The organism is Amycolatopsis thermalba, from assembly GCF_003385215.1.
In the GTDB taxonomy this organism is placed as follows: domain Bacteria; phylum Actinomycetota; class Actinomycetes; order Mycobacteriales; family Pseudonocardiaceae; genus Amycolatopsis_E; species Amycolatopsis_E thermalba.
The window spans coordinates 30,383-43,837 of the sequence record NZ_PQHW01000018.1 but is presented as its reverse complement, the minus strand read 5'-3'; the positions used below and the strand labels follow the sequence as shown (position 1 = coordinate 43,837).

Here is a 13,455-nt window from a genome sequence, read left to right as displayed (position 1 = left end):
GAATCGCGGGAAGGGAGCGGGCATGGCCGCCGATCAGCCCTACGGGGCGTTCCGGGTGATCTCCGGTGCCGGGGTGGGCCGCGAGCTGCGGCGGGTGACCGGGCGGTGGTGGATGGTCGCCCTGCTCGGCGCCGCCACCGCGGTGCTCGGGGTGCTCCTGCTGGTGAACCTGGCCGTCGCGGTGGGGACGCTGGCCGTGATCGTCGCGATCGCGTTGCTGTTCGAGGGCATCGACGAGATCCTCACCGCCGGGCGGCACCGCACGCGCTGGCCGTCCTACCTGCTCGGCGCCGTCTGGATCGCGGTCGGGATGATCGCGCTCGCCTGGCCGGGGATCACCCTGCTCACGCTGGCGGTGGTGGTCGGCATCGGGTTCGTGGTGGCCGGTGCCGGGCAGATCGCGGCGGCCGTGGCGTGGCGGCGGCGCCTGCCGATGTGGGGCCTGTGGCTCGGCCTGGGCGTGGTCACGCTGCTGATCGGCGTGGTGGCCCTGGTCTGGCCGGACCTGACGATCCTCACGCTCGCGATCTGGCTCGGCATCGCCCTGGTGCTGCGCGGCGCCGGCGCGCTCTGGTTCGGCCTGCAGCTGCGCCGCGCCCACCGGGCGATCGAGGTCTAGACCGCGAGCGAGCCGGCCGGCTCACCGCGGCGCGGTACGGGCGCTACCGCTCACTCCGGTGAGCGGTAGCGCGCGATGTAGCGCTCCTTGACCTCGCGCTCGGCCTCGTCCCTCGCCGCGGCGCGGGTCCGGCGTCCGGTGCCGTAGGGGTAGCCGTGCTTGCGGAGCCGGTTCTCGCCGCTTTCCTCGGCGTAGACCAGCGAGTAGAAGAACCCGACGAGCCCCGCCATGAGCACCAGGCTCAGCCGCAGCGTGAGCGGGCCCGGCAGCAGCAGCCAGACCAGCATCAGCGGCAGGAGCAGCACCGAGGCCCGGGCCGCGTGCCGCCACAGCCAGGTCTTGGCGGTCACGTCGTGCAGGACCCAGGAGCGGTGCGCCTCCGGGAGGCGGCCGCCGAGGGCGTACCACAGCCACTGGAGGGGATGGGGGCGTCGGCGCTCGGTCACGCCTTCGACAGTACCCTAAAAGTTAGTGCGTTAAATATCAGCGCACTCAGCGACGGGAGTAGGCTGGGCCACATGACCGCGATCGACCTGGGCGAGGACCCGCTGGCGCTGGACCGGCAGGTGTGCTTCGCCCTGTCCGTGGCCTCCCGCAGCGTCATCGGGATCTACCGGCCGCTGCTCAAGCCCTACGGCCTCACGCACCCGCAGTACCTGGTGCTGCTCGCGCTGTGGGACCGCGCGCCGCGGTCGGTGAAGGACCTGTCCGAGACCCTGCGCCAGGAACCCGCCACGCTGTCGCCCCTGCTCAAGCGACTGGAGGCGCTGGGCTACCTGACGCGGGAACGCAACCGCTCCGACGAGCGGGCGCTGACGGTCGACCTGACCGAGTCCGGCCGCGCCCTGCGCGCCGAAGCCGAGAAGATCCCGTACCGGGTGGTGGAGACGCTCGGGATGGAGGTCGCCGAGCTGGAGCAGCTGCACGCCGCGCTGGCACGGGTCATCGCGGCGACCGACCGGAGCGGCTGAGCGCCTGCTCCGCGCCAGTGGCGAAGCCAGCACCCGGCCTGGCGGGGCGGCTGCCCCGTCGGGGATCAGTCCCGCAGGGCCTGCTTCAGCACCGCGACCGCCTGGCGATCGCGGCTTCCGCGGCGTTGGTCCCGCGCAGCGCGTTGAGCATCACGAAGTCGTGGATGACGCTCTGATAGCGCACGGCGGTGACGGGGACACCGGCCCGGCGCAGCTTGTTCGCATACGCCTCGCCCTCGTCGCGGAGCACGTCGGCCTCGGCGGTGATCACCAGTGCCGGCCAGCTCGTCCAGGCTCGCCCGCAGCGGTGAGGCGGTGATCTCCGCGCGGGGCCGGGTCCCCAAGTCATGCCGTCGCACGCGAGGAAGTAGCCGGTGGCGAACTGCCGGTAGGAGCCGGTGTCGAAACTCGCGTCGGTGACCGGGTAGAACAGCACCTGCCGGCGGAAGGTCACGTCGCCGCGCTGCTTGGCCAGGATCGTCACGGCCGCGGTCGTGTTCCCACCCCCCGAGTCACCGGCGATCGCCAGGCGGCTCGCGTCCAGGTCGTGCTCCGCGCCGTGCGCCACGATCCACCGGGCCGCCGCGTAGTTCTGCTCGAGCGCGACCGGGTGGCGCGCCTCGGGGGAGCGGTCGTAGTCCGGGAAGACAACCGCCGCGCCGGGGCCGGCGGCGATCTCGCGGATCAGCCGGTCGTGGGTGTGCGCGTTGCCGAACACCCAGCCCGCCCCGTGGATGTAGAGGACCGGCAGCGTGCCGGTGGCCTCGGCGAAGGCCTGCGCGGCGGGTTCCAGGCCGGAGACGCGATGGGCCTGCCTGTGGACGATCTCGAGGAGCTGCGGTCGACGCCTACCGCGAGGCCCGGACCTGCGTATAACGACCTATACGGCTCGGCGCTGGTGCGTGCGGTCCGGCGGCCCGGCCCCCTAGTCTGCGGGGGAAGGGCTGCCGAACCGAGAGGATTCCCCGTGCTCGACCTGCTGGTGCGCAACGTCCGTGCGCTGACCGTGTCCGACGAGCGTCCCCGCGCGCACACCGTGGGCGTGCTGCACGGGCGGATCGTCGGGGTCGACGAGGAGGTCGCGAGGCTGCCCGCGCGCACCGTGGTCGACGGGGACGGCGCGGTGCTCACGCCGGGGTTCGCCGACGCGCACAACCACATGGTCTGGTACGGCCTGTCGCTGGCCGAGATCGACCTGTCCGTGTGCCGGACGCTGGACGAGCTGTACGACACGGTCGCCGCCCGGGCCGCCGAGCTGCCCGCCGACGCGTGGGTGATCGGCTCGAAGTACGACGACTTCGTGCTGGGCGGGCACCCGGACCGCGCCGCGCTGGACCGCGCCGGCGGCGGGCGGCCGGTGTGGCTCAAGCACCGCTCCGCCCACATGTGCACGGTCAGCTCGGCGATCCTCGCCCAGGCCGGGGTGCTCGACGGGTCGGCGCGCGTGCCGGAGGGCGGCGTCGTGGCCCGCGACGACGACGGCGCGCCGACCGGGCTGCTCGCCGAGCAGGCCCAGCAGCTGGTGGACGCCCTGGTCAAGCCGTATCCGGTGGAGGAGCTGGCGGCCGCGATCGAGCGCGCCGCGAAGGTGTACGTCACCGAGGGGCTGACCGCGGTGACCGAGGCCGGGATCGGCGGCGGCTGGATCGGGCACAGCCCGGCCGAGGCGTCGGCCTACCACCTGGCGCGGGAGCGCGGGGCGCTGCCGTTGCGGGTCGAGCTGATGCCGGCCAGCGAGGTGCTGCACCCGCTCGGCGGCAACCCCGCCGACACCGGGTCGGTCGGCGTGGACCTGGGGCTGCGCAGCGGGTTCGGCGACGAGTTCCTGCGGCTGGGGCCGATGAAGATCTTCACCGACGGCGCGCTGAGCAGCCGCACCGCCGCCCTGACCGAACCGTTCTGCTCGCACGGCGGCCTCGGGGTGCTGCAGGACGATCCGAAGGTGCTGCGGGAGGCGATCATCGCCGCGCACCGCAGCGGCTGGCGGGTGGCCGCGCACGCGATCGGCGACCGGGCGATCGACCTGACGCTGGACGCGTTCGAGGAGGCGCAGCGGGTGCTGCCGCGCCCGGACGTGCGCCACCGCATCGAGCACGCCGCGATGGTGCGCCCGGACCAGCTGCCGCGGCTGGTCGCGCTCGGCGTGGTCCCGGTGCCGCAGGCGCGGTTCCTGTACGAGATCGGCGACACGATGGCCGAGGCGCTCGGGCCGGCGCGGGTGCCGTGGCTGTACCGGCACAAGTCCTTTGTGGACGCCGGGTTGCGGGTGCCGGGCAGCTCCGACCGGCCCTGCGTCGGGGTGGGCGCGCCGCTGGCCGGCCTGCGGTCCATGGTCGAGCGGACCACCAGCGCCGGGGTCGTGCTGAGCCCGGACGAGCGGGTGGACGCCACCGAAGCGCTGCGTTCCTGCACCGCGCACCCGGCGTGGGCCTCGCACCAGGAACACGAACGCGGCCGGCTCGCCGCGGGCCTGCGCGCGGACATGGTGCTGCTGGACGACGACCCGACGACGGTGCCCAGCGCGCGGATCAGCGAGATCGGCGTGCTGGCGACCTTCGTGGGCGGCCGGTGCGTGCACGGCGCCGGGTCGCTGCGGGCGGACGGGCCGGTGCCGGTCTGAGTCACGCCTCCAGCGCGGCCAGCAGCAGGCCGCTGCGCGGTTTCGGGGTGAAATACGTGCTCTTGCGCGGCATCCGGCGGCCCTGGGCGTGTGCGGCGAGCACTTCGGACAGCGGGACGGCCGCCAGACGCAGTACGGCGTCCGTCCCCGGTCCGGGAGCGTGCCCGCCGGGTAGCGCGTGCACGTGCGGGCCCTCCGGGTCCAGGCCGAGCGCCCGCGCCAGCAGCAGGTTCTCCACCACGGCGTGGACGGGCCCGCCTGGCAGTCCGACCACCAGCGCGCCGCCGCGGGCGGTGACCGCGACCGTGCCCGGGGCCGGAGCGTCCACTTCGGACACCTCGCGGACCGCCAGGCCCGCGGCGCGCCACGCGGACGCCAGATCGGGCGCCGTCAGGCCGGTGCCGCTGATCGTGCGGTGGATCGCGCCGATGCGCAGGTCCGGTCCCGCCGTCACCAGCGCCAGAAGCGGGGTGCCCGCTTCGGCCGCCGCGGCGACCCGGTGGTTGCCGTCGGCCACCAGCAGCGGAGCGGCGCGCACCGCGTCGAGCAGCCGGTCCTGCTCGGCGCCGGGACCCGTCAGCCACAACCGGTGCGAGCGGCCGGCGCGGTCGGTCAGGTCCACGGCGGGGTTCCCGCGCATCGCGCCGAGCGCGGCGGACGTGAGGCCCGCGCCGGAGACCGGCACCAGCATCGCCGCGCTGGTCGCGCAGCCCAGCGCTCGCAGGGCGGCGGCGCGTTCCGCGACCACACCGGCGTGGACCTCCTCGCCGTGCCGGATCCGCGCCCCGACCGCCGACGGATCGACCAGGCACAGCACCCCCGCCGCGGTCCCGTCGCGCCCGGCGATCCGGTAGGGCGCCACGACGTCGCGCACCGGCCGGTAGTCCCGCTCCCGCAACCGGTCCAGCATCGCCCGCGCCGCGGGCAGCGCTTCCCGCAGCGTGGTGCCGCCCGGCCTGCGGTGCGGGTGCTGCACCGCCAGCAGCGAATCACCCGGCGCGGCGGTCAGCGCCGCCGTGATCTCGCCGGGGTCGGCGAACTCGTCGGTGTCCGGACCCGGCACCGGCCCGTCCAGGACCCACCCCGTGCCGATCCCGCGTGCCCATTCCGTCATGCCCCGATCCTGCCGGACCGGCTCAGCTCGCCCGCGACAGCTCCGCGGTGTCGCCGGCCCGCGCCCAGCGCGCCAGGCGCGGCGCGGCGGCGACGTAGAAGTCCGGGTCCAGGCCCATCCCGGTGTGCGTGCTGCGGACCTCGACGCACTCGGCGTAGGGGTCCTGGCACAGCTGCCACGGCGCGATCGTGTCCGCGCGCGAGTACACCGCCAGCGCGGGCACTTCCGGCGGCAGGGGAGCGGCCAGCGACTTCATGTTCTCGTCGTAGCACGAGCCGGTGAAGCAGTCCGGGTCCATCAGGCCGGGAACGCCCAAAGTGGACAGACGGGCGAGGAGGCGGGCCACGCGCACCACCTTCGGGTGCGCGCCGAGCGGATCGAGCACCGGGCTGCCCAGCATCACCAGTCCGCGCACCAGATCCGGCCGGCGGATCGCGGCCAGCCGCGCCAGCCAGCCGCCGCGGCTCTGCCCGATGAGGACGACGCGGCCACCGGTGTCCTCGGCGTGCCGCTCCAGCCGCGCCTCGATCCGGTCGACCAGCTCCGTGGTGCACCCGACGTTGAGACCGATCCGTGACCCGGACGGCCGGTAGCCACGCGCTTTCAGCCACGCGCCGGCCAGGGTCAGGCTGCGATCGCCGAACCCGAAACCGGGCACCAGCACCACGCCCAGCCCGGCGCCCTCGTCCGGATCCTCCGGCCGCCAGATCGGATGACGCAGTAGTCGCGGGATGTCCAGCAGCGCCAGCAACAGGTGCTCGCGGGTCGCCGTGCGGATCGTTTCGCCCGCTTCGCGCGCGGGCTGGAGCAGCGTCAACATGTGCGGCCTCCTCGCAGCTGAAGAGACCCTTGATCTACCCCGGAATCGCGTGGTTGACACCTGACAGCCGTGTCGCACCGTCGAAACCGGACGAAAAGTCAGGCCCGTTTCCCGGCCCGCAGGTACCGCGCCGGGGTGGTGCCGGTCCAGCGGCGGAACGCGTAGATGAAACTGGACGCCTCCGCGTACCCCAGCCGCAGCGCCACGTCCTCCACGGACAGCGCGCCGGTCGCGAGCATCTCCTCGGCCAGCGCCTGCCGGACCTCGTCGAGCAGACCGCGGAAACTGGTGCCCGCGTCCTCCAGCCGCCGCCGCAGCGTGCGCGTGCTGATGTTCAGCTCCCGCGCCACGTCTTCCATCGCGAGCGTGCCGCCGACGCGGATCAGCTTGTCCCGCACCTGGTGCGCGATGCCGGAGCGGGCCCGGCGGCGGCTGACCAGCTCGCGGCACTGCGCCTCGCACAACGCGACGGTGTGCGCGCTGGCCTGCGGCAGCGGCTGCCCCAGGGACGCGGCGTCGATGGCGACGTGGTGCGCGGGCGCGCCGAACGCCGGCCGGAAGCCGAACACCTCCGCGTAGCGGGCCGGATCGGGTGGCGCGGGAAAGCGGAACTGCAGGCGCCGGACGTGCAGACCACCGGGCAGCAGGTCGTGCATCACCGTGTGGATGGCAGTGATGTCGCGCTCCAGCAGGAACCGGCGCACGTCGTGCGGCAGGCCGTCGTCCCGCAGCTCGAACCGCAGCTCGTCGTCGGCCAGCTCGACCACCGGGAGGCAGAAGATGAAGCTGAGGTCGAGGTAGCGCAGGGCGAAGGTGATCGCGTCCCGCAGGGTCGGGCTGCTGATGCAGGCGAACCCGAACACGCCGAACGTGGTGACCCGGTACCGCACCCCGGCCTCCAGCCCCAGGCCCGGCGGGTCGCCGAATTCCCGGACGAGGTTGCGCGCGACCGTCAGCTCCTGGTGGGCGTCGACCTGCGCCGCCGGGTCGTCCAGGCGCGACGGCGGCAGCCCGGTGCCGCGCAGCAGGGCGTCGCGGGGCACCCCGCGCTCGGCCCCGAACCGCACGAGCAGCGCGACGCTGGCGACCCCGCGCGGGAAGTCCCAGTCACGGACGGCGACCGGCAGGAGCTGAGCCATGGCCGGAAGTATGGATTCCGCCGGTCGGCGGCACGCGGGCGGGGGTGGCCGAAAATCTCGGTTTTCTGGCCGGTGGTCTCTGTGGGGAAGTGACCGCGAGCACTTACTGTGGAGTAGCCCCACTCACCGCCGAGGAGCAGCATGGCACGCAGCACCGCACCCCGACCGCCGTCCGTCCTGATCATCGGCGCCGGTTTCGGCGGCCTGGCCGTCGCGACCGAACTGGTCCGCGCGGGTTTCGGTGACTTCACGATCCTGGAGCGAGCGGACGAGATCGGCGGGGTGTGGCGGGAGAACACCTACCCCGGCGCCGGCTGCGACATCCCGTCGCCGCTGTACTCCTTCTCCCACCGGCCCAACCCCGACTGGCCGATGCGGTTCTCCCTGCAGGCCGACATCAAGACCTACCTCGAGGACGTCGCCCGCGAGTACGGGGTGACCGGCCGGATCCGGTTCGGCACCGGCGTGGCCGGGGCCGAGTTCGACGAGAGCACCGGCCGGTGGCGGGTGCGCACCGAGGCCGGCGAGGTGCTCGAGGCCGACGTCCTGGTGCCCGCGGTGGGGCAGCTGTCCCGCCCGGCGCTGCCCGACATCGCCGGCCGCGAGTCCTTCCGCGGACCGGCCTTCCACTCCGCGGCCTGGGACCACCAGGCCGACCTCGCCGGCAAGCGGGTGGCCGTGATCGGCACCGGCGCGAGCGCGATCCAGTTCGTGCCCCGGCTGCAGCGGATCGCGGGGCACGTCACGGTGTTCCAGCGCTCGGCGCCGTGGATCGTGCCCAAGAACGACGTGGCGTACCGGCGGTGGCACCGCGCGCTGTTCCGCCGCCTGCCGGTCACCCAGAAGATCGAGCGGTTCCGCATCTGGCTGATCTGCGAGTTCCTCTCGCTCGGGCTCGTCGATCTCCCGCTGGTGCGCCGGTACCTGGAACGGCTGGCGAACCGGCACCGCGAGAGCCAGGTGCCGGACCCGGAGCTGCGCGCCAAGCTCACCCCGGACTACGACCCCGGGTGCAAGCGCGCGTTGTTCTCCAACGACTACTACCCGGCCCTGACCCGGCCGAACGTGTCGGTGGAGACGGAGAAGATCGTCGAGATCGTGCCCGAGGGCGTGCGCACCGCCGACGGCGTGGTGCACGAGGCGGACGCCCTGATCTACGGCACCGGGTTCCGCGCCACCGACTTCCTGGCGCCGATGACGGTGCGCGGCCGCGGCGGCGCGGACCTGGCCGGCACCTGGCGCGACGGCGCGTGGGCCTACCTCGGTATGACGGTGCCGGGGTTTCCGAATCTCTTCCTGGTCTACGGCCCGAACACCAACCTGGGTGGCAACTCGATCGTCGCCATGCTCGAATCGCAGGCCCGGTACATCGTGCAGGCGGTGCGGGCGCTGGCGGGCAGGCCGGGGGTGGCGCTCGACGTCAAGCCCGAGGTCGCCGCCCGCTTCGACACCGTGCTGCAGCGCAAGCTCGGCCGGTCGGTGTGGACCCGTTGCTCCAGCTGGTACCGCAACGAGGCGGGCCGGATCGTCAACAACTGGCCCGGCACGGTCACCCAGTACCGGTTGCGGACCCGGGCCCTGGATCTGGGCGACTACCGCGCGATCACGGCGGGAGGGGGCGGCGCATGACCGGCGAGCTGGACTACGACGTGGTGGTGATCGGCTCGGGTTTCGGGGGCAGCGTGAGCGCGCTGCGCCTGACGGAGAAGGGCTACCGGGTCGGGGTGCTGGAGGCGGGCCGCCGGTTCGCCGACGACGAGTTCGCCAAGACCTCGTGGCGCCTGCGGAAGTACCTGTGGGCGCCCGCGCTGGGCTGCTTCGGCATCCAGCGGCTGACCCTGCTGCGGGATACGTTCGTCCTCAGCGGCAGCGGAGTCGGCGGCGGGTCGCTGGTCTACGCCAACACGCTGTACGAGCCGCCGCGGCCGTTCTACGAGGACGCGCAGTGGGCGCACATCACCGACTGGCGCGCCGAGCTGGCGCCCTACTACGACCAGGCCAAGCGGATGCTCGGGGTCACCGAGTACCCGGGCACCACGCGCGCCGACCGGGTGCTGCGCGAGGTGGCCGAGGACATGGGCATCGGGCACACGGTCCGGCCGACGCCGGTCGGGGTGCTGTTCGCGACCGGTGGCCGCAAGCCCGGGCAGGAGGTGCCGGACCCGTTCTTCGGCGGCGCCGGCCCGGCCCGGCGCGCCTGCACGCACTGCGGATCGTGCATGACCGGCTGCCGGCACGGCGCGAAGAACACGCTGGTCAAGAACTACCTGCACCTGGCCGAGCGGGCGGGGGCGCGGGTGCACCCGCTGACGACGGTGGTGGACGTCCGCCCGCGGCCCGGCGGCGGCTACCGGGTGACGACGGTCCGGACCGGCTCGCGCGGGCGGCGCCGGACGTTCACGTGCGAGCAGGTCGTGTTCGCCGCGTCGGCGCTGGGCACGCAACGGCTGCTGCACCGGCTGCGCGACCGCGGCTCGCTGCCGCGGATCTCGCGGCGGCTGGGGTACCTGTCGCGGACCAACTCCGAGGCGATCCTGGCCGTGCGATCCCGTGACAGGGACGCCGACTACACCGACGGGGTGGCGATCACGTCGTCGATGCACCCGGACGAGGTCACGCACGTGGAGCCGGTGCGGTACGGCAAGGGCAGCAACCTGATGAGCCTGCTCGCCACCGTGCTGGTGGACGGCGCGGACGGGCGGCGGCGGTGGGTGCTGGGCCTGCGGGAGCTCGTCCGGCACCGGCGCGAGCTGCCGCGCCTGCTGAACCCGCGGCGGTGGTCGGAGCAGATGGTGGGGCTGCTGGTGATGCAGAGCCTGGACAACTCGGTCACCACGTACACGCGGCGGGGCCTGTTCGGCCGCCGGATGACGACGCGCCAGGGTGACGGTGCCCCGAACCCGACGTGGATCCCGGCCGGGCACGAGGTCGCGCGGCGGGTGGCGGCCAAGATCGACGGGGTGCCGCAGGGCGCCTGGACCGACTTCGCGAACATCCCGCTGACCGGGCACTTCATCGGAGGCTGCGCGATCGGCGACTCCCCGGAGACCGGGGTGGTGGACGCCTACCAGCGGCTGTACGGCCACCCGGGCCTGCACGTGGTGGACGGTTCGGCGATCTCGGCGAACCTGGGAGTGAACCCGTCCCTGACCATCACCGCCCAGGCCGAACGGGCGATGGCGCTGTGGCCGAACAAGGGCGAGCCCGATCCGCGCCCGCCGCTGGGCGCCCCGTACGCCCGGCTGACCCCGGTGGCGCCGAAGAACCCGGTGGTGCCCGAGGCCGCGCCCGGCGCCCTGAGGCTGCCGGTAACACCGGTTTGAGCCGGTGCGTGCTTCCGCCTCTCCAGGGCGCCGGGCGTGCCGCTCGCATGCCGGGCATACCGTCCCGCCACCCGGGCGTGTCATCCCACTCCCCAGGCGGGTGCCCGCTCGCCCCGCGTGCCGCCCGCACTCCGGGCGTGCCGCCCCCTCCGGGCGGGGGTGCCCCGCACTCCAGGCGTCCCCCCGGCAGTCCGGGCGGAGTGCGCGCGCGGGTCCCGTCCGCGCGGGAGCCGCGTCCGTCCCGTCGTCCCGATCCGATGTGAGGTCCGCCCGATGTCCGAATCGATCGACTACCCGCCCGAGCCGTGGGACCTGCGCGGCCACCTGCACGTCTCCGCGTGGGCGGTGCCCGTCCGGGAACTGCCGGAGCTGCCACCGGGTGTGCGGCCACTGGTGGTGGCCGGGCGGGCGCTCGTGCTCGCCGCGTGGGTCGACTACCGGCCGCCCGGTGTGCTGTCCTACCGGGAGCTGATGGTCACCGTGGTGGTGCGCGGCGGGCTCACCGTGACGATCCCGCACATCCCGGTGGGCAGCCCGGCCTCGCTGGCCGGTGGTCGCGCCCTGTGGCACATCCCGAAGGAACTGGCGGAGTTCACGCTCACCGACGGACCGGAGTTCACGGCGGAGGCGCGTGTGGGTGGGGACGCGGCGGCGGGGGAGGCGCCTGCCGGTGGAGACCCGGTGGCTCGGCCGGAGGGGAGCGCGGAGGGCCCTGCCGGTGGAGATCCGGTGGCCCGCCCGGAGTCCGCCGGGGCGGCGCGTGCTGGTGCGGAGGGCCCTGCCGGTGGGGACCTGCTCGCCGGGCCGGAGGCGAGCGGGGAGACCCCGGCCGGCGGGGAACCGGTGGCCGGGCGGCCGAGCGCGGAAGCCGGCGCTGGTGGAGATCCGGAGGCCGCCGGGGCGGCGCCTGCCCGTGGGGATCTGCTTGCCGCGGCGGGGTTTCGGGCTCGGCGCGTGTTGCCGGTGCGGGTGCCGCTGGCGTTTTCCGTCCTGCAGCGCGGGCCCAGGCGCAGCGGGGTGCGCGTGGCCGCCCGGCTCGGGGTGGCCCGCTCGGTGTGGCGCGTCGGCGCGGGTGGGCCGCTTGCGTTTCTGGCCGGGCGTCGTCCGCTGGTCAGTCTGGTCGCGCGGGACTTCCGGATGCGGTTCGGCGGTGACCGCGCGAACCCGTGACACGCCGGGACGTCACACTACCGAGCTATTTGTCCGCCGAGAGCTTGCCTACGTACTGTGTCCGGTAATCCACCGGATCGAGGGGTTTAGACGCCGTACAACCGCGCACCTTCCGGCATCGTCACGCACCGTGAGAACTTCCGGGTAAGAAATGACCGGATAATCGCAGCGCATGACCCCCATCGCCCCGGGCGAGGTTTCCCGGGAGGGCAAACGTCGTTCGTCCGGGTGATGGTGTGGTGTCCGCTGAATTGCTGCGGCCCGGCCTTATCGGCTGCTATCGTCTGCCGTGCTCGTGACGGAGGTTTTCGTCGCGGCGGAACTGTAATCGAGTCGATGGGGAATAAAAAGGTGCTCAAGAAGTCCGCAATTGTCGCCGCTGCTGCGGCCGGTTTCATGATGATCGGTTCCCCGGCCTTCGCCACCCAGGGCGGAGGGTGGGACGACGGCGGCGACACCGGCCAGCTGGGCCTGGTCAACGTCGACGACGTTCTCAACGACAACAACATCGGCGTCTGTGACAACAACGTCAACGTTCTCGCCGTGCAGGTGGAGGACACCCTGAACGGCTTCGGCGTCTCCGTGCCGATCCTGTCCGGCGCGACCCACACCGAGGGTGGCGACACCTCGGACGTCTGCATCGCCGAGGCCGAGAACTGAGCCTGAACCCCACTGGGTTCAGGGTCGTCACGACCCCGGGCCGGCCACCTGTCCCGGTGCGGTCTGACTGCACTCCGGATGGCCCGGGACGGTTTTCTGGGTGAGAGCTGGCCGGTGCCGGTGTGAAACGGGTGCGGACGGGAACTACTGGTACTAGTTCCCGTCCGCACCCGGTCTTCTTCGGGTAGATAACGACGAACACCCGTGTCCGATTCGGATGCGGGTGTTTTGTCGTGCCCGCGATTCTACCGGTCTCCGGGTTGCCGCGCACGTCCGTCGCGTGGTGCGCCACAACCCGGTCCGGACCCACCTTCCGGCGCTCCAGGCCGAGGTGGACGGCCGTGAGATCACGCTACCGGGCTAATTTCCCGGTTCTCCCGAGTTACGGCTCGTATCCACTGCTCTACCGTATCGGGGGGTTTAGACGACGTACAACCGGCCGCCACAGCGGATGCTCACTCACAGTGAAAACGTCTCCGGCGGATGCAACCCGATAATCGCAGCGCATGCCACATGTGGGTCCCCGCGACGGTTTTCCGGGAGGTCAATCGTCGTTCGTCCGGGTGATGGCGAAGTCGCGCCGGATTTGCTTTCGACGCGTCGCCCCGGCTGATAATGTCTGCCGTGCTCGCGACGGAGGTTTTCGTCGCGGCGGAACTGTAAACCGAGTTGATGGGGATTGAAAAGGTGCTCAAGAAGTCCGCAATTGTTGCCGCTGCTGCGGCCGGTTTCATGATGATCGGTTCCCCGGCCTTCGCCACCCAGGGCGGAGGGTGGGACGACGGCGGCGACACCGGCCAGCTGGGCCTGGTCAACGTCGACGACGTGCTGAACGACAACAACGTCGGCGTCTGCGACAACAACGTCAACGTGCTCGCCGTGCAGGTCGAGGAGACCCTGAACGACTGGGGCCTCTCGGTGCCGATCGTCTCCGGCGTGACCGGCACGGAGGGTGGCGACAGCCCCGACGTGTGCGTCGCCGAGGCCGACAACTGAGACTGAACCACGCTCGGTTCAAC

General features: G+C 72.9%; 13 protein-coding genes. 8 read left to right on the top strand and 5 right to left on the bottom strand.

The window, feature by feature from the left end; genetic code table 11:
* The first annotated feature begins 22 nt into the window (after window positions 1-22).
* Window positions 23-619 carry an HdeD family acid-resistance protein gene (locus D0D15_RS10470; RefSeq protein WP_094003088.1) on the top strand — a complete coding sequence of 199 codons (597 nt, stop codon included), beginning with the start codon at window positions 23-25 and terminating at the stop codon, window positions 617-619.
* A 50-nt stretch (window positions 620-669) separates the two neighbouring features.
* Here the strand turns inward: D0D15_RS10470 and D0D15_RS10465 are convergent, their stop codons facing one another.
* Window positions 670-1,065 carry a DUF5313 family protein gene (locus D0D15_RS10465; protein ID WP_094003087.1) on the bottom strand — a complete coding sequence of 132 codons (396 nt, stop codon included), beginning with the start codon at window positions 1,063-1,065 and terminating at the stop codon, window positions 670-672.
* Between the two features lie 72 nt (window positions 1,066-1,137).
* Here D0D15_RS10465 and D0D15_RS10460 point away from each other — a divergent pair, with 72 nt between their 5' ends.
* Window positions 1,138-1,590, top strand: a complete 453-nt coding sequence (locus D0D15_RS10460; protein WP_094003086.1) for a MarR family winged helix-turn-helix transcriptional regulator — start codon at window positions 1,138-1,140, stop codon at window positions 1,588-1,590.
* Between the two features lie 85 nt (window positions 1,591-1,675).
* Here D0D15_RS10460 and D0D15_RS10455 read toward each other — a convergent pair whose 3' ends face one another.
* Entirely contained in the window at window positions 1,676-2,308 is a 633-nt protein-coding gene (locus tag D0D15_RS10455) for an alpha/beta hydrolase (RefSeq protein WP_158224379.1), read from the bottom strand.
* 249 nt (window positions 2,309-2,557) lie between these two features.
* Between D0D15_RS10455 and D0D15_RS10450 the strand changes: the two genes are divergently transcribed.
* Entirely contained in the window at window positions 2,558-4,210 is a 1,653-nt protein-coding gene (locus D0D15_RS10450; RefSeq protein ID WP_094003084.1) for an amidohydrolase, read from the top strand.
* Window position 4,211: 1 nt separating this feature from the next.
* On the opposite strand, the gene D0D15_RS10445 is transcribed toward D0D15_RS10450, so the two are convergent.
* From D0D15_RS10445 to D0D15_RS10435, 3 genes are all read right to left on the bottom strand, one after another.
* Window positions 4,212-5,324, bottom strand: coding sequence for a DUF1015 family protein (locus D0D15_RS10445; protein WP_094003083.1), 1,113 nt, complete (start codon window positions 5,322-5,324; stop codon window positions 4,212-4,214).
* Window positions 5,325-5,346: 22 nt separating this feature from the next.
* Entirely contained in the window at window positions 5,347-6,144 is a 798-nt protein-coding gene (locus tag D0D15_RS10440; RefSeq protein WP_094003082.1) for an alpha/beta fold hydrolase, read from the bottom strand.
* Between the two features lie 98 nt (window positions 6,145-6,242).
* On the bottom strand, window positions 6,243-7,283 hold the full coding sequence (locus tag D0D15_RS10435) for an AraC family transcriptional regulator (RefSeq protein ID WP_094003081.1): 1,041 nt from the start codon (window positions 7,281-7,283) through the stop codon (window positions 6,243-6,245).
* A gap of 141 nt (window positions 7,284-7,424) precedes the next feature.
* Between D0D15_RS10435 and D0D15_RS10430 the strand changes: the two genes are divergently transcribed.
* From D0D15_RS10430 to D0D15_RS10405, 5 genes are all read left to right on the top strand, one after another.
* Window positions 7,425-8,912 carry a flavin-containing monooxygenase gene (locus tag D0D15_RS10430; protein WP_094003080.1) on the top strand — a complete coding sequence of 496 codons (1,488 nt, stop codon included), beginning with the start codon at window positions 7,425-7,427 and terminating at the stop codon, window positions 8,910-8,912.
* Window positions 8,909-10,606, top strand: a complete 1,698-nt coding sequence (locus D0D15_RS10425; protein ID WP_167481488.1) for an FAD-dependent oxidoreductase — start codon at window positions 8,909-8,911, stop codon at window positions 10,604-10,606. Before D0D15_RS10430 ends, D0D15_RS10425 begins: the two co-directional genes overlap by 4 nt.
* Window positions 10,607-10,879: 273 nt before the next feature.
* Window positions 10,880-11,776, top strand: coding sequence for an acetoacetate decarboxylase family protein (locus tag D0D15_RS36975; RefSeq protein ID WP_244214947.1), 897 nt, complete (start codon window positions 10,880-10,882; stop codon window positions 11,774-11,776).
* A gap of 351 nt (window positions 11,777-12,127) precedes the next feature.
* A complete protein-coding gene (locus D0D15_RS10410) occupies window positions 12,128-12,436 on the top strand; it encodes a hypothetical protein (RefSeq protein ID WP_167481490.1) in 309 nt (102 codons plus the stop codon).
* A gap of 687 nt (window positions 12,437-13,123) precedes the next feature.
* Entirely contained in the window at window positions 13,124-13,432 is a 309-nt protein-coding gene (locus D0D15_RS10405) for a hypothetical protein (RefSeq protein ID WP_167481489.1), read from the top strand.
* Window positions 13,433-13,455 lie beyond the last annotated feature (23 nt).

Coding starts and splice junctions, on each gene's coding strand:
- D0D15_RS10470 (WP_094003088.1), top strand. CDS start 23: ATGGCCGCCGATCAGCCCTACGGGGCGTTCCGGGTGATCTCCGGTGCC.
- D0D15_RS10460 (WP_094003086.1), top strand. CDS start 1,138: ATGACCGCGATCGACCTGGGCGAGGACCCGCTGGCGCTGGACCGGCAG.
- D0D15_RS10445 (WP_094003083.1), bottom strand. CDS start 5,324: ATGACGGAATGGGCACGCGGGATCGGCACGGGGTGGGTCCTGGACGGG.
- D0D15_RS10440 (WP_094003082.1), bottom strand. CDS start 6,144: ATGTTGACGCTGCTCCAGCCCGCGCGCGAAGCGGGCGAAACGATCCGC.
- D0D15_RS10435 (WP_094003081.1), bottom strand. CDS start 7,283: ATGGCTCAGCTCCTGCCGGTCGCCGTCCGTGACTGGGACTTCCCGCGC.
- D0D15_RS10430 (WP_094003080.1), top strand. CDS start 7,425: ATGGCACGCAGCACCGCACCCCGACCGCCGTCCGTCCTGATCATCGGC.
- D0D15_RS10425 (WP_167481488.1), top strand. CDS start 8,909: ATGACCGGCGAGCTGGACTACGACGTGGTGGTGATCGGCTCGGGTTTC.
- D0D15_RS36975 (WP_244214947.1), top strand. CDS start 10,880: ATGTCCGAATCGATCGACTACCCGCCCGAGCCGTGGGACCTGCGCGGC.